At 66.4% G+C, this 14,198-nt stretch carries 15 protein-coding genes; 5 read left to right on the forward strand and 10 right to left on the reverse strand.

Going from position 1 to position 14,198, the window contains the following annotated elements; all coding sequences use genetic code 11:
* Positions 1-110 precede the first annotated feature (110 nt).
* The 3 genes from R1Z03_RS10675 to R1Z03_RS10685 all read left to right on the forward strand — a co-directional run bounded on the left by R1Z03_RS10675 (position 111) and on the right by R1Z03_RS10685 (position 3,122).
* On the forward strand, positions 111-1,073 hold the full coding sequence (locus tag R1Z03_RS10675) for a tripartite tricarboxylate transporter substrate binding protein BugE (RefSeq protein ID WP_272568039.1): 963 nt from the start codon (positions 111-113) through the stop codon (positions 1,071-1,073).
* Positions 1,074-1,151: 78 nt separating this feature from the next.
* Complete coding sequence (gene xerD / locus R1Z03_RS10680) at positions 1,152-2,051, forward strand: site-specific tyrosine recombinase XerD (protein WP_317359465.1); 900 nt, start codon at positions 1,152-1,154, stop codon at positions 2,049-2,051.
* A gap of 78 nt (positions 2,052-2,129) precedes the next feature.
* Positions 2,130-3,122 (forward strand): tripartite tricarboxylate transporter substrate binding protein, encoded by a 993-nt coding sequence (locus tag R1Z03_RS10685; RefSeq protein WP_317359468.1) that lies wholly within the window; start codon positions 2,130-2,132, stop codon positions 3,120-3,122.
* Positions 3,123-3,200: 78 nt separating this feature from the next.
* Here the strand turns inward: R1Z03_RS10685 and R1Z03_RS10690 are convergent, their stop codons facing one another.
* From R1Z03_RS10690 to R1Z03_RS10700, 3 genes are all read right to left on the reverse strand, one after another.
* Entirely contained in the window at positions 3,201-4,484 is a 1,284-nt protein-coding gene (locus R1Z03_RS10690) for an EAL and HDOD domain-containing protein (protein WP_284430135.1), read from the reverse strand.
* Positions 4,485-4,561: 77 nt separating this feature from the next.
* Positions 4,562-5,827, reverse strand: coding sequence for an EAL and HDOD domain-containing protein (locus tag R1Z03_RS10695; RefSeq protein ID WP_284430136.1), 1,266 nt, complete (start codon positions 5,825-5,827; stop codon positions 4,562-4,564).
* Positions 5,828-5,932: 105 nt separating this feature from the next.
* Positions 5,933-6,736 (reverse strand): ferritin-like domain-containing protein, encoded by an 804-nt coding sequence (locus R1Z03_RS10700; RefSeq protein WP_317359474.1) that lies wholly within the window; start codon positions 6,734-6,736, stop codon positions 5,933-5,935.
* A 47-nt stretch (positions 6,737-6,783) separates the two neighbouring features.
* Here R1Z03_RS10700 and R1Z03_RS10705 point away from each other — a divergent pair, with 47 nt between their 5' ends.
* Both R1Z03_RS10705 and R1Z03_RS10710 read left to right on the forward strand, forming a co-directional pair.
* Complete coding sequence (locus R1Z03_RS10705) at positions 6,784-7,308, forward strand: gamma carbonic anhydrase family protein (RefSeq protein ID WP_272568047.1); 525 nt, start codon at positions 6,784-6,786, stop codon at positions 7,306-7,308.
* A 28-nt stretch (positions 7,309-7,336) separates the two neighbouring features.
* Positions 7,337-8,326 (forward strand): Hsp33 family molecular chaperone HslO, encoded by a 990-nt coding sequence (locus tag R1Z03_RS10710; protein ID WP_272568048.1) that lies wholly within the window; start codon positions 7,337-7,339, stop codon positions 8,324-8,326.
* A 30-nt stretch (positions 8,327-8,356) separates the two neighbouring features.
* Here the strand turns inward: R1Z03_RS10710 and R1Z03_RS10715 are convergent, their stop codons facing one another.
* From R1Z03_RS10715 to R1Z03_RS10745, 7 genes are all read right to left on the reverse strand, one after another.
* Complete coding sequence (locus tag R1Z03_RS10715) at positions 8,357-8,923, reverse strand: hypothetical protein (RefSeq protein WP_317359479.1); 567 nt, start codon at positions 8,921-8,923, stop codon at positions 8,357-8,359.
* A 46-nt stretch (positions 8,924-8,969) separates the two neighbouring features.
* Complete coding sequence (locus R1Z03_RS10720; protein ID WP_272551727.1) at positions 8,970-9,248, reverse strand: septum formation initiator family protein; 279 nt, start codon at positions 9,246-9,248, stop codon at positions 8,970-8,972.
* A gap of 96 nt (positions 9,249-9,344) precedes the next feature.
* Positions 9,345-10,631 carry a phosphopyruvate hydratase gene (eno, locus tag R1Z03_RS10725; protein ID WP_272568051.1) on the reverse strand — a complete coding sequence of 429 codons (1,287 nt, stop codon included), beginning with the start codon at positions 10,629-10,631 and terminating at the stop codon, positions 9,345-9,347.
* Positions 10,632-10,744: 113 nt separating this feature from the next.
* Positions 10,745-11,272, reverse strand: a complete 528-nt coding sequence (locus R1Z03_RS10730; RefSeq protein WP_317359484.1) for a hypothetical protein — start codon at positions 11,270-11,272, stop codon at positions 10,745-10,747.
* A gap of 16 nt (positions 11,273-11,288) precedes the next feature.
* On the reverse strand, positions 11,289-11,579 hold the full coding sequence (locus R1Z03_RS10735; protein WP_272568055.1) for a DUF1330 domain-containing protein: 291 nt from the start codon (positions 11,577-11,579) through the stop codon (positions 11,289-11,291).
* Between the two features lie 3 nt (positions 11,580-11,582).
* The gene (gene kdsA / locus R1Z03_RS10740; RefSeq protein ID WP_272568056.1) at positions 11,583-12,440 is read right to left on the reverse strand and encodes a 3-deoxy-8-phosphooctulonate synthase; all 858 of its coding nucleotides are present in this window, start codon (positions 12,438-12,440) and stop codon (positions 11,583-11,585) included.
* A 45-nt stretch (positions 12,441-12,485) separates the two neighbouring features.
* Positions 12,486-14,156 carry a CTP synthase gene (locus R1Z03_RS10745; protein WP_272568057.1) on the reverse strand — a complete coding sequence of 557 codons (1,671 nt, stop codon included), beginning with the start codon at positions 14,154-14,156 and terminating at the stop codon, positions 12,486-12,488.
* Positions 14,157-14,198 lie beyond the last annotated feature (42 nt).

Consider the following 14,198-nt stretch of genomic DNA (forward strand, 5'->3'; position numbering starts at 1 on the left):
CTTGCGCGTGCGGGAAATCCCTCACTGTGGACTGCCATGCGGACCACGATCGGCGTGCGTCAGCGATTAGGATGCACACCATCGTTTTCAAGCAGTACAAGGAGACTTCTATGCAGCGCCGAAACTGGCTGGGTCTGGCCGTCCTCGTGGCCACGGGCAGTGCCATGGCCCAGAGCTATCCCACCAAACCGATCCGGCTGGTGGTGCCCTTTGCTCCTGGGGGGACGACTGACATCATCGCCCGCGTGATCTCCGATCCGCTGTCGCGCGCGCTGGGCCAGCCCGTGATCGTTGACAACCGCGCGGGCGGTGGTGGTGTGGTCGGCGCGGCCGAGACGGCCAAGGCGACGCCCGACGGCTATGCCCTGGGCATCGCCACCGTGTCCACCACGGCGGCCAATCCGGCGATCAACCCCAAGACGCCCTACAACCCGCTGACGGACTTCACGCCGATCATCAACATCGCCGCAACGCCCAACATCATCGCGGTGAACCCCAGCTTTCCAGCCAAGGACTACAAGAGCTTCGCCGCCGAGATCAAGAAGGTGCCGGGCAAGTATTCGTACTCGTCGTCCGGCACGGGCGGCATCGGCCATCTGCAGATGGAGCTGTACAAGAGCCTGACCGACACCTTCGTCACGCACATTCCCTACCGCGGCGCGGGCCCGGCCTTGAACGACACGGTGGCCGGCCAGGTGCCGATGATCTTCGACAACCTGCCTTCGGCGCTGGCCTTCATCAAGGATGGCCGCCTGGTGCCCATCGTGGTCGCCGCGCCCCAGCGCGTGGCCGCGCTGCCCAATGTGCCCACCTTCAAGGAAGTGGGCCTGGAACCGGTGAACCGCATGGCCTACTACGGCATCCTGGGCCCCAAGAATCTGCCCAAGGACGTGGTGGACAAGATCAACGCCGGCGTGCGCAAGGCGCTGGAAGACCCGGCCGTGCGCAAGCGCATCGAGGACACCGGCTCGATCATCATCGGCAACACGCCCGAGCAGTTCGCCGAGCAGATCAAGGCCGAATTCGAGGTCTACAAGACCGTGGTGCAAAAGCAGAAGCTGTCGCTCGACTGAGCCAGCGCGTCTTCGCTTGCTCAGACCAGGCCCGCCGGCACCGCCCGCGGGCCTTTTTTATCGTGCTATGGTTTTGCGATGCTGCCCGAAAGCCAGACCTCCATCGACACCTTCATCGACGCGCTGTGGCTGGAGGACGGTCTCTCGCGCAACACCCTGGCGGCCTACCGGCGCGACATGACGCTGTATGCCCAGTGGCTGGCGGAGCAACCGTCCGCGCTGGCCATCGACAGCACGCAGGAACACCACCTGCAGGGTTATTTCGCGGCCCGCCATGCGCAGACCCGGGCCACCTCGGCCAATCGGCGCCTGACCGTGCTGCGCCGCTATTTCCACTGGGCGCTGCGCGAGCGGCGCATCGCGGCCGATCCCACGGTCCGGCTGCAGGCTGCGCGCCAGCCGCTGCGCGTGCCGAAGACGCTCTCGCAAGCCCATGTGGAGGCCCTGCTGCGCGCCCCGGACACCGGCCACCCGTTGGGGCTGCGGGATCGCGCCATGCTGGAGCTGATGTACGCCAGCGGGTTGCGCGTGACCGAGCTGGTCACGCTCAAGACCTTCCAGGTGGGCCTGCGTGAAGGCGTGCTGCGGGTGATGGGCAAGGGCGGCAAGGAGCGGCTGGTGCCCTTCGGCGACGAAGCGGCGGCATGGCTGGAGCGCTACCTGGGCGAGGCGCGCGCGGCCATCCTGGGCGGGCAGCAGACCGACGATCTTTTCGTGACGCAGCGCGGCGCGGGCATGACCCGGGCGATGTTCTGGGTCATCGTGAAAAAGCAGGCGCATGCGGCGGGCATCACCGTGCCGCTGTCGCCGCACACGCTGCGCCATGCCTTCGCCACGCACCTGCTCAACCACGGGGCGGACCTGCGCGTGGTGCAGCTGCTGCTGGGGCATGCGGATATCTCCACCACCACCATCTACACCCACGTGGCGCGCGAACGGCTCAAGGCGCTGCACGCGCAGCACCATCCCCGCGGATAGTTGGGTGCCGGGAAGCGGGTGGGAGCTGCGCAGGGCGCGGACAATCGCGGTTTCCTTTTGTGCACCCGGAGTCTTTGCATGACCGATCTTTCCCGCCGGCAATGGATGCTGGCCGCCAGCTGTTCCTGGCTGCCCACGCTGCCGTTCGCTGCCCACGCCCAGCAGGCAGCCGCCTGGCCGTCCCGCCCCATCCGCATCGTGGTGGCCTATCCCGCCGGCGGGGTGAGCGACGTGGTTGCCCGGGCCCTGGGCGACAAGCTGTCGGCCCAGCTGGGCACTTCAGTGGTGGTGGACAACAAGGCCGGGGCGGGCGGCTCCATCGGCATGGATGCCGTGGCCAAGGCGGCGCCGGACGGCTACACGCTGGGCTTTTCGTCCATCAGCCCGCTGGTCCTGAACCCGCACCTGGGCAAATCGCCGTTCGATCCGGCCAAGGACATCGCGCCGGTGGCCAGCGTGATGGTCTCTCCCGTGCTGCTGCTGGGCACGCCCGCCAGCCAGGCCAAGGATTTCCGCCAGTTGCTCGCCACCGCGAAGGCGCAGCCAGGAGCGGTGCGATGGGCCACCTCGGGGCTGGCGTCGCTCGGGCACATCATGCTGGAGCAGATCATGCAGTCCACCCAGGCGCAGATCACGCATGTGCCTTACAAGGGCGGCGGCCAGCAGCTCAACGATGCGCTCAGCGGGCAGTTCGAAGTGCTGTCCACCAATGCCGGGCCTGCGGTGATGCAGCACATCCAGGCCGGCAAGCTGCGCGCACTGGCCGTGGGTGCGCCCGCCCGGCTCGACACTTTGCCCGACGTGCCCACCCTGGCCGAATTGGGCATTCCGGCCGCCAACGTGAGTTCGCTGTTTGGCGTGTTCGCGCCGGCGCGCACGCCGGCGCCAATCCTGGAGCGTTTGAATGCCGAGATCAATCGCGCCCTGGCCCTGCCGGACCTGCGCGCCCGGCTCGAAGCCACCGACAACGTGCCCCAAGGGGGCAAGGCGGCTGACTTTGTGCGGCAGATTGCCGAGGAGTCGCAGAACAACGCCCGCATCATCCGCGCGGCGGGCATTCAGATGAACTGACCGAAGAGGGGGCGCGGCGCGCCTGGAAAAACGCAATGGCCCTGGCCGCGCCGGGGCACTGCGCAGCCGGCCGGGCCGTTACTCTCCCAGGCTTTCCGCCCAGGTCAGCGCCTGCAAGTGGGCCCAGTTCACCTGTCGGTTGGACAGGTGCAGCGCATCGGCCGAGCGGGCGAACGCCACCTCGTCGCCACTTTCGCAGGCTTTGGTGAGTTCCAGGAACGGCGCGAACACGCCGGTGTTGTGCAGCAGCGCATCGATCACGGGCTGGGGCAGGGCGACGGAGTCGAGCGCCTTTTCCAGCGGAACGCCCAGCATGGTGTCCAGCAGCGAGAACACGCCGACCACGAAGGCGTTGTCGCACTCCTCGGGCGGCAGCAGTTCGGCGGCGAGCAGCTCCATGAGGCGGCCGCGCACCACGGCGGTCTGGCCCACGGCGGGTGGAGAGCCCCCGGCGCGCGAGGTGGTCATGAGCAGCGCCGCCCAGCGGAACAGCTTCTTGAGCCCCAGGATCATGACGGCGTGCCGGAACGAGGTGACCTCGCACGACAGCCCGAAGCCCGACGAGTTGATGAACCGCAGCAGGTTGAAGGACAGCGTGGGGTCCTTCTTGAGCAGCTCCTCGATCTCTGCCGTGCTGGCCTGCTTTCGCACCAGGTTGATGAGCTGGATGATGGTCGCCTGCGAAGGCCGGATGGTCTGGGCCTTCACCAGCGCGGGCTGGGCGAACCAGTAGCCCTGGAACAGCTTCACGCCCAGCGCGGACATGCGCTCGTGCTGCTCGGCGGTCTCCACCTTTTCGGCCACCAGCGTGGCCTTGGAATTGGCGCGCGCGAACTTCACCAGGGGCTCGGCCAGTTCGGCCCGGAACGCCTGCATGTCCAGCTTGACGAAGGCCGCCAGCGGCAGCCAGCTGGCATAGGTGCGGCGCAGCACGTTCTGGTTGAAGGCGAGGCGAAAGCCCCGCGTGCGCAGGCCTTCGAGCGTGGACACGCGCCCTTCGATCTCTTCAGCCGTGGCGCCATCGTGCAACGGGGGCACTTCCAGCACCACCTTTTCGGGGTGGATCAGTTCGAGGTGGCCGCCGGCCAGGCTTTCGTGCGTGCAGTTGATGAACACCGTCTTCTTGCCCACCAGGGCCTCGGTGCCCGCATACGACAGGGCATTGAAGAGCAGGGCGGCATCGCTGGCCGCGGTGTGGGCATCGGAGGCGGTGGAACGGTCGAACAGCTCGTAGCCGAAAACGGCACGCTGCTCATCCACGATCGCCTGGCGCGCAATGATCGCCAGGTTGCTCGAGTCCTCGTCCTCCCCTTGCGGGGCGGTGTTCTCGAAAGCCGGTACGTTGTCTGAGTTGCTCGACATGGAGGGTCTGCGTCAGTGAGTGGGATGAATTCGGTGACCTTACCACCAGAGCCGCACGCTGTCGCCCACTCTGGGGCTCATTCCGTCAACTGGTCCGCCCAGGCCAGTGCCTGCAAATGGGCCATGTTGATTTGCTGGCTGGACAGTTGCAGCGAACTGGCAGCCTGATCGAAGGCGGCATCGTCGCTGGATTCGCAGGCTTCGGCCAGCCGCAGCAGTTCGCCCAGCGTGCCGGCGCGGTGCAGCAGGGCGTCCGACACGGTGCCGGGCACGTGCAGCAGCCCCACAGCGGATTCCATCGGCATGCTCAGCATGCGGTCGAGCATCGAGAAGATGCCCACCACGAAGGCCTGATCGGCGTCTTCCTGCGACATGGTCTCCAGGGCCAGCAGCTCCATCAACCGACCACGCACCACGGCCGTGTGGCCGACGGCGGCGGAGATGCCGCCACCGCGCGAGGCGGTGAGCAGCAGCGCGGCCCAGCGAAAGAGCTTCTTGAGTCCCATGAGCATCACGGCCTGCCGGAACGAGGTGATCTCGCGGGAGAGCCCGAAACCCGACGAATTGATGAGCCGCATCAGGTTGAAGGCCAGGCCCGCGTCCTTCTTGAGAACCTCTTCGATTTCGTCCGTGCTGGCCTGCTGGCGCACGAGGTTGATGAGCTGGATGATGCTGCTTTGCGCGGGGGTGAGCAGCTTGGCCTCCACCAGCGAGGGGCGGGAGAACCAATACCCCTGGAACAGCTGCACCCCCTTGCTAGAGGCCATGTCGTACTGCTTGGCCGTCTCCACCTTCTCGGCGATCAGCTCGGCCTTGGAGTGCCGCCCGGCATATTTGATGAGCACGGCCAACTGGTCCGGCGCCAGTACGGACAGGTCGAGCTTGATGTAGTCGGCCAACGGCAGCCATGGTGCATAGGCCGATTCCAGCACCGTGTGGTTGAAGGCCAGGTGGAAGCCCCGCTCGCGCAGGCCCGACAGGATCGGCAGCCGCGTACTCACCTCTTCGGCGGCCGCGTGGCCCAGGGGCGGGATCTCCAGCACGACCTTGTCGGGATCGACCAGCTCCAGGTGGCCGCCGGACAGGCTCTCGTGCGTGCAGTTGACGAAGATGAGCTTCTTGCCCACCAGTTCCTCGCTGCCGGCGTGCGACAGCGCGGTGAACACCAGGAACACGTCCGTTGCCGCCGTGTGGCCATGGCCGGAGCGCGAGCGGTTGAAGAGTTCATAGCCCACCACGGCCTGCTGCCCGTTCATGATCGCCTGGCGGGCGATCATGGCGCCGGCAGGGCTGCTCTCGGGGGCAATGGACGGGGAATTGCCGGCGACAGGCGTGTGGGGCATGGATGGCAAACGGAAGGCGATCGGTGGAGGGGCCGCGTCCCTTCGGCAAAGGGGTTGCGGGGCTTGGGCGCATTGTAGGAAAGAACGGCTGCCCACGCGGCCGGGTCAGCCATGCTGCAGCCACTCCATTTCGGCGTCGCTGAAGCCCGCCGCGCGGCGTGCATCGGCGTTAAACGGCGGTTTCAGGCGTGGCGCCTCGTAGCGCCGGACCAGGAGGGCGTAGTGCGCCATCGGGTCCAGCCCTTCCCGATCGCACAGGAAGCGATACCAATGGTTACCAATCGCCACATGCCCGACCTCCTCGCGCAGGATGATGTCCAGGATGTCCACGGCCGCCAGCGCGTCGGCGGTGCCCACCTGCCGCAGCTTGCGCTGGATCAGCGGTGTGGCGTCCAGGCCGCGGGCCTCGAGCGTGCGCGGCACCAGGGCCATGCGCGCGACGATGTCGCCCGCGGTCTTCTCGCACATGGTCCACAGGCCCTGGTGGGCGGGAAAATCGCCGTAGTCGTGCCCCATGCTTCGCAGGTGGTCGCGCAGCAATCCGAAGTGCTTGGCCTCTTCGGCCGCCACCCGCAGCCAGTCGAGGTAGAAGTCCGGCGGCATGCCGTCGAAACGCCACACCGCGTCGAGGGCGAGGTTGATGGCGTTGAATTCGATGTGCGCGATGGCGTGCATCAGCACCGCGCGGCCCTCGTGCGTGGCCGGCGAGCGGCGCGCCACCTCGGTGTGGCGCAGCAGGGCGGGCCGCTCGGGGCGGCCGGGCAGGGTGGCGGGGTCGGCGGGGCCCTGCGGGCTGGTCGCGGCCACGCCATGGTCGGCCGCACGCGCGTGCAGGTCCAGGGTGGCGGCGGCTTTGGCCTGGGGGTTTGTCAGGCACAGGGCCTCGAGGGCACGTTGGCGAAGGTCCATCCCTACAATTCTAGGATTCGGCCCCGCTGACAAAAAAGGAGACCTGGATGGCGCTTTACGAACTCGATGGCATTTCTCCCCGCACCGCGCCGTCGGCGTGGGTGGCGGACAGTGCCGAAGTCATCGGCCACGTCGTGCTGGGCGAGTCGTCCAGCATCTGGTTCGGGGCCGTGCTGCGCGGCGACAACGAGCCGATCACCATCGGCGCCGGCACCAATGTGCAGGACGGCAGCGTGTTGCACTCCGACCCCGGCCAGCCGCTGGTGCTGGGCGAGCGCGTGACGATCGGCCACAAGGTCATGCTGCATGGCTGCACGGTGGGCGACGAATCGCTCATCGGCATCGGCGCGGTGGTGCTCAACGGTGCGAAGATCGGCAGGCATTGCCTCGTCGGCGCCGGCGCGCTGGTGACGGAGGGCAAGGAGTTTCCCGATGGCTCCATGATCATCGGCAGTCCCGCGAAGGCGGTGCGCCAGCTCTCGCCCGAGCAGATCGAGGGCCTGCGCCGGAATGCGCAGACCTACATCGACAACGCCCAGCGCTTTCGCGCCGGGTTGCGCAAGCTGGCTTGAGCGGCGCCAACATTTCAGGAAAACCAGGGTGTCTGAACTCCACAAGTTTCTTTTCGATGGCCTGCCCGTGCGCGGCATGATCGTGCGCCTCACCGACGCCTGGACCGAGATCCTCGCACGGCGCGCCGGCAACACCACCTCCGGCGCCTATCCGCCGCCCGTGCGCGAGCTATTGGGCGAGATGGCCGCAGCCGGCGTGCTGATGCAGTCCAACATCAAGTTCAACGGGGCGCTGGTGCTGCAGGTCTTCGGCGACGGCCCCGTCAAGCTGGCGGTGGCCGAGGTGCAGTCGGACCTCAGCCTGCGCGCCACGGCCTCGGTGAACGGCGAAGTGCCGGACGGTGCCCGCCTGAGCGACATGGTGAACGTGGGCGGCGGCGGGCGCTGCGCCATCACGCTCGATCCGAAGGACCGTCTTCCGGGCCGGCAGCCTTACCAGGGCGTGGTGCCACTGCATGGCGACCACCACGAGAAGATCGAAAAACTCAGCGACGTGCTGCAGCACTACATGCTGCAGTCCGAGCAGCTGGACACCACGCTGGTGCTGGCCGCCGACGACCAGGTGGCCGCCGGCCTGCTCATCCAGCGCATGCCGATCAAGGGCGAGGGCAACCTCGCCGGCGAACTGACCCACCGCGAGAACGAGGACCAGATCGGCCACAACGAGGACTACAACCGCATCGCCACCCTGGCGGCCAGCCTGACGCGCGACGAACTGCTGGGCCTGGACGTGGACACCATCCTGCGCCGCCTTTTCTGGGAAGAGAAACTGCTGCGCTTCGTGCCCCAGCAGGGCGTGGACGGCCCGCGGTTCGCCTGCACCTGCAGCCGCGAGCGCGTCAGCAACATGCTGCGCAGCCTGGGGGTGGAAGAGGCCGAGAGCATCCTCGCCGAGCGCGGCGACATCGAGGTGGCCTGCGAGTTCTGCGGCCAGCAGTACCGCTACGACGCGGTGGATGCGGCGCAGATCTTCACCGAGCCCGGCAAGCAATTGCCAGGGCCGTCCAGCGTTCAGTAGCCGCCGGCGGCAAGGCCCGCGGGTCCCGCATCAGCCGCGCAGCGCCGTGAACAGCTTGTGCTCGCACTCGGGGTCGCTGCACTTTTCGCACGACCATGCACGAAGGCGGGCAGGCCGTGCCGGCGCTTCTTGATCAAAAACTGTGGGTGCCGGCGGATCATATGCCTTGGGTGCTATTTTTTTAATAGCATCCAGGACCACCCGCAGCCGCTCGTTCTCGCTGCCGTACAGCACGCGATAGGCCACACCGGCCTCGGAAAGCGCCCCGCGCAGGCAGGCATCGAACCGCTCCTGCCCGCAGGGCTGCGGTGTCTGGCCCGAGGCTTTCGAAGGCGTCGCGCCGTCCAGTCCGCCGAGCAGCGTGGCTCGGCACGTTGCCGCATGGGTCGCCGCCAGCGCCGCCAGCGCCTGCTGCGCCGCATCTTGCAAGGGGCCCACCGGTGCCTCCAGACAACGCGACACGGCCGCATGCAGCGCCGGGCAGGCATCGACCAAGGCATGCCCCGGCTGCAGGTGCCGTGCCACCGCGCGCGCCAAAGCCTCCAGCCCGGTGCCGGGGGCGCCCAGCAGGGCGATGCGGACCGGATCGGCGGCCAAGGGACTCGGGGGGCGGTGGGAATGAACGCTGCAGGGACCTGTCCGCTCAGCGGTGGGTCACCTGCACGTAGATCTCGTTGGGCTTGACCATGCCCAGTTCGTTGCGCGCCTTTTCCTCGACCATGTCCAGGCCTTCGCGCAGGTCGTGCACTTCGGAGGTGAGGCGTTCGTTGGCCTGGCGCGCCTCGGCATTGGCCTGCTTTTGCGCGGCGATCTTTTCCTTCATTTCCTGCACGTGGTGGACGCTGCCGCGGCCGGACCACAGCTGCGCCTGCACCCCCACGAGGAGGAGGAGCAGCACCAGCGGAACGATGCGGGGACTCATGGCGGTCAGATCAGGCGGCAGGAAAGGGATCGGTCACCGCCCGTGACACGGCCCTCACAGAAGGAGGGAGGACCGTGCCACGGCGGTGGGTTCAGGTCAGCGCAGGTTGTAGAACGCAGCGCGGCCGGGGTAGTGGGCGATGTCGCCCAGGTCTTCCTCGATGCGCAGCAGCTGGTTGTACTTGGCGATGCGGTCCGAGCGCGACAGCGAGCCCGTCTTGATCTGGCCCGCGTTGGTGCCCACGGCGATGTCGGCGATGGTGCTGTCCTCGGTCTCGCCCGAACGGTGCGAGATCACGGCCGTGTAGCCGGCGCGCTTGGCCATCTCGATGGCGGCGAAGGTTTCGGTCAGGGTGCCGATCTGGTTGATCTTGATGAGGATCGAGTTGGCGATGCGCTTGTCGATGCCTTCCTTCAGGATCTTGGTGTTGGTGACGAACAGGTCGTCGCCCACCAGCTGCACCTTCTCGCCCAGGCGTTCGGTCAGGTGCTTCCAGCCGTCCCAGTCGCCTTCGGCCATGCCGTCTTCGATGGAGATGATGGGGTACTTGTCCACCCACGCGGCGAGCATGTCGGTCCATTGCTGGGCCGTCAGGCGGATGCCGCCTTCGCCTTCCAGCACGTAGTGGCCGTCCTTGTAGAACTCGCTGGCCGCGCAGTCCAGGGCCAGGGCGATCTGTTCGCCGGCGGTGTAGCCGGCGGCGTCGATGGCCTGCAGGATGAGCTGGATCGCGGCTTCGTGGTTCTCGACGCTGGGGGCGAAACCGCCCTCGTCGCCCACGGCGGTGCTCATGCCGCGGTCGTTGATGATCTTCTTGAGGGCATGGAACACCTCGGCGCCCCAGCGCACGGCTTCGCGGAAGCTCGGCGCACCCACGGGGACGATCATGAATTCCTGCAGATCCAGGCTGTTGTTGGCATGCGCGCCGCCGTTGATGACGTTCATCATCGGCACGGGCAACTGGATGCCGCCCATCCCGCCCAGGTAGCGGTACAGGGGCAGGCCGGACTCTTCAGCAGCGGCGCGGGCCACGGCCATGGAAACCGCCAGCATGGCGTTCGCGCCCAGGCGGCTCTTGTTGTCGGTGCCGTCCAGGTCGATCAGGGTCTTGTCCAGAAAGGCCTGCTCGGAGGCGTCCAGGCCCAGCACGGCCTCGGAGATCTCGGTGTTGATGTGCTCCACGGCCTTGAGCACGCCCTTGCCCAGGTAGCGGCCCTTGTCGCCGTCGCGCAGCTCGATGGCCTCGCGGCTGCCGGTGGACGCGCCCGAGGGCACGGCCGCGCGGCCCATCACGCCCGATTCCAGCAGCACGTCGCATTCGACGGTGGGGTTGCCGCGACTGTCCAGCACTTCGCGACCTACGATATCAACGATGGCACTCATTCAAGGTTCTCCAGTTTTAAAGAATTATCGATTGGCCCCAGGTAGTGCTCTGGCAACGGCAACGACGATCGCTACCATCCTCCGCACTCACCCATGCAGCAAAGGGTGTGGGGCTATAAAAATGGGTCTGGTTTGTATAGGTAGATCGCGGAACCCATGATCAAAAGCACGGTTGCGCTCAATGAGCATGCCAAAACCAGTGGTTTAGGCCATTGCGCGATGCGGACCACCAGCGCGCAGGGGCGCAGTGCCATCCAGGGCGCAGCCAAAAAGGATGCAATCAACAGCAACGTGCAAAACAGACCGACGCGCTCTGAGAGAGTCAGCAGGGTGAAATCTGAAATGACAAACAAGAAAGAGCCCACCAAAAGCCAGGCAATGGACTCGACTGCTGAAAACCTTGCTCTTGAAGACTCACGCACCCCAGGCCGCGCGAGAAATCGGTACGAGAGAATCAGCGTGCAAGCAAGCAGCGATGGCAAGGAGAGAAACGCAAATGCCATTGCGAAACCGCTGAGCGCACCAATGGCGACATAGATCATTGGAGTAAGCAACAACCCCATCACCACCGAAGACAGCACGACCACTGGAAAGTAAGCCATCGGCTGGTTGCGAGTGCAGCAGATTTGATCAATCAGCAAAATGAAGGTGCTCGGCTCACACGCCTTCCACGCACACCATGCGCATGACGGCCGCGCCTTCGCGGGCCGCCTTGGCCTTCTGGTACTCGGGCGTGTCGTAGAACGCGCGGGCCGCCTCGAAGCTCGGGAACTTCAGCAGCACGGTGCGGCCGGGGTTCCAGTCGCCTTCGAGCACCTCGACCTTGCCGCCGCGGATGCAGACCTCGGCGCCATGCACCTGCATGGCGTGGGTGCTCCACTTCTTGTACTCCTCGTACTGCGTCGGGTTGGTGACGGTGACGGATGCGATGACGTAACCACTGCTCATGGCTCAGGCTCCAAAGTTGTTTTCGAGGAATCCGTTGCGCTTGGTGATGGTGTCCAGCGCCACCAGCGTTTCCAGCAGCGCCTTCATGTGCTTGAGCGGCACGGCGTTGGGGCCGTCCGACAGGGCCTTGGCCGGATCGGGGTGCGTTTCCATGAAGAGGCCCGCCACGCCCACGGCGACGGCGGCGCGGGCCAGCACCGGGACCATCTCACGCTGGCCGCCGCTGCTCGTGCCCTGGCCGCCCGGCAACTGCACCGAGTGGGTGGCGTCGAACACGACCGGCGCCCCGGTCTCGCGCATGATGGCCAGGCCGCGCATGTCGGACACGAGGTTGTTGTAGCCGAAGCTCGCACCCCGCTCGCAGGCCATGAAGCTGTCCTCGGGCAGGCCGGCTTCCAGCGCGGCGGCGCGAGCCTTGTCGATCACGTTCTTCATGTCGTGCGGCGCGAGGAACTGGCCCTTCTTGATGTTCACCGGCTTGCCCGACTGCGCCACCGCGCGGATGAAGTCGGTCTGGCGGCACAGGAAGGCGGGCGTCTGCAGCACATCGACCACCTTGGCGGCCTCGGTGATGTCGTCCTCGGTGTGCACGTCGGTCAGCACGGGCACGTCCAGGTCGCGCCGGATCTTGGCCAGGATCTCCAGGCCCTTCTCGCGGCCGGGGCCGCGAAAGCTGGTGCCCGAAGACCGGTTGGCCTTGTCGAAGCTGCTCTTGAAGATGAACGGAATGCCCAGCGCCGCCGCCGTCTCCTTGAGCTGACCCGCCACGTCCATCTGCAGTTGCTCGGACTCGATCACGCAGGGGCCCGCGATGAGGAAGAAGCGGTGTTCCAGGCCGACGTCGAAGCCGCAGAGTTTCATGGCAGGGGTTCTTTCTTTTCTCGTCGTTGCTTCGGAAGAAGGCTTTCAGGCCGCCGCGAGGGCTGGCTGCTGGCTCTTTTGGCGCTCCACGGCCGCCTTGATGAAGGCGTTGAAGAGCGGGTGGCCGTTCCACGGCGTCGATTTGAATTCGGGGTGGAACTGCACGCCGATGTACCAGGGATGCACGCTCTTGGGCAGCTCGACGATCTCGGTGAGCTGCTCGCGCTGCGTGAGCGCCGAGATCACCAGGCCCGCCTTGCGCAGCTGGTCGAGGTAGTTCACGTTGGCTTCGTAGCGGTGGCGGTGGCGCTCGGTGACGATGTTGCCGTAGATCTCGTGCGCCAGCGTGCCGGACGCCACGTCCGAGCTCTGCGCGCCCAGGCGCATGGTGCCGCCCAGGTCGGAGTTCTCGTTGCGCGTCTTGATCGTGCCGTCGGCGTCCTTCCACTCGGTGATCAGGGCGATCACGGGGTGGGGCGTGGCAGGCTCGAACTCGGTGCTGTTGGCGTCCTTGAGACCGGCCACGTGGCGCGCGTACTCGATGGTGGCGACCTGCATTCCCAGGCAGATGCCCAGATAGGGCACCTGGTGCTCGCGGGCATAGCGGGCCGTGCTGATCTTGCCTTCCACGCCCCGCGCGCCGAAGCCGCCGGGCACCAGGATGGCATCGTACTTGGCGAGTTTTTCGGCCGCGTCGGCGGCGCCGATGGTCTCGGAATCGATGTGCTCGATCTTCACGCGCACATGGTTCTTCATGCCGGCGTGGCGCAGCGCCTCGTTCACCGACTTGTAGCTGTCGGACAGGTCCACGTACTTGCCCACCATGGCGATGGTGACCTCGCCCTGTGGATGCTCGGTCTCGTAGACGAGCTGGTCCCAGCGCTTGAGGGTCGTGGGCGGCGTGTTCAGGCGCAGCTTGTCGCAGATCAGGCCGTCCAGGCCCTGCTCGTGCAGCATGCGCGGCACCTTGTAGATGGTGTCCACGTCCCACATGCTGATCACGCCCCACTCGGGCACGTTGGTGAACAGCGAAATCTTGCCGCGCTCTTCCTCGGGAATGCGGCGGTCGGCGCGGCACAGCAACGCATCGGGCTGGATGCCGATCTTGCGCAGCTCCTGCACGGTGTGCTGGGTCGGCTTGGTCTTGAGCTCGCCCGCGGCGGCGATCCACGGCAGGTAGGTCAGGTGCACGAAGGCGGCGTTGTTGGGGCCGAGCTTGAGGCTCAGCTGGCGCACCGCTTCCAGGAAGGGCAGGGACTCGATGTCGCCCACCGTGCCGCCGATCTCGACGATGGCCACGTCCACCGCGTCGCCCGTGCCCACGCCGGCGCCGCGCTTGATGTATTCCTGGATTTCGTTGGTGACGTGCGGAATGACCTGCACGGTCTTGCCGAGGTAGTCGCCGCGCCGTTCCTTCTCCAGCACGCTCTGGTAGATGCGGCCCGTGGTGAAGTTGTTGGTCTTTTTCATGCGCGTTTCGATGAAACGCTCATAGTGGCCGAGATCGAGGTCGGTTTCGGCGCCGTCGTCGGTGACGAAGACCTCGCCGTGCTGGAACGGGGACATGGTGCCCGGGTCCACGTTGATGTACGGGTCGAGCTTGATGAGGGTGACTTTGAGGCCCCGCGATTCGAGGATCGCGGCAAGGGAGGCTGAGGCGATTCCCTTGCCCAGGGAAGACACCACACCGCCGGTGACGAAGACAAATTTGGTCATGTCTTTTTTGGTGGTGGGAAATCGGGATTATAGAGGGCGGCC

Origin of the sequence: Acidovorax sp. BLS4, assembly GCF_032929295.1 — a bacterium.
In the GTDB taxonomy this organism is placed as follows: Bacteria; Pseudomonadota; Gammaproteobacteria; order Burkholderiales; family Burkholderiaceae_C; genus Paracidovorax.

What these genes read in the sequence shown, in the direction of transcription:
- R1Z03_RS10675 (WP_272568039.1), top strand. Translation starts at nt 111, where the DNA reads ATGCAGCGCCGAAACTGGCTGGGTCTGGCCGTCCTCGTGGCCACGGGC.
- xerD (WP_317359465.1), top strand. Translation starts at nt 1,152, where the DNA reads ATGCTGCCCGAAAGCCAGACCTCCATCGACACCTTCATCGACGCGCTG.
- R1Z03_RS10685 (WP_317359468.1), top strand. Translation starts at nt 2,130, where the DNA reads ATGACCGATCTTTCCCGCCGGCAATGGATGCTGGCCGCCAGCTGTTCC.
- R1Z03_RS10690 (WP_284430135.1), bottom strand. Translation starts at nt 4,484, where the DNA reads ATGTCGAGCAACTCAGACAACGTACCGGCTTTCGAGAACACCGCCCCG.
- R1Z03_RS10695 (WP_284430136.1), bottom strand. Translation starts at nt 5,827, where the DNA reads ATGCCCCACACGCCTGTCGCCGGCAATTCCCCGTCCATTGCCCCCGAG.
- R1Z03_RS10700 (WP_317359474.1), bottom strand. Translation starts at nt 6,736, where the DNA reads ATGGACCTTCGCCAACGTGCCCTCGAGGCCCTGTGCCTGACAAACCCC.
- R1Z03_RS10705 (WP_272568047.1), top strand. Translation starts at nt 6,784, where the DNA reads ATGGCGCTTTACGAACTCGATGGCATTTCTCCCCGCACCGCGCCGTCG.
- R1Z03_RS10720 (WP_272551727.1), bottom strand. Translation starts at nt 9,248, where the DNA reads ATGAGTCCCCGCATCGTTCCGCTGGTGCTGCTCCTCCTCCTCGTGGGG.
- eno (WP_272568051.1), bottom strand. Translation starts at nt 10,631, where the DNA reads ATGAGTGCCATCGTTGATATCGTAGGTCGCGAAGTGCTGGACAGTCGC.
- R1Z03_RS10735 (WP_272568055.1), bottom strand. Translation starts at nt 11,579, where the DNA reads ATGAGCAGTGGTTACGTCATCGCATCCGTCACCGTCACCAACCCGACG.
- kdsA (WP_272568056.1), bottom strand. Translation starts at nt 12,440, where the DNA reads ATGAAACTCTGCGGCTTCGACGTCGGCCTGGAACACCGCTTCTTCCTC.
- R1Z03_RS10745 (WP_272568057.1), bottom strand. Translation starts at nt 14,156, where the DNA reads ATGACCAAATTTGTCTTCGTCACCGGCGGTGTGGTGTCTTCCCTGGGC.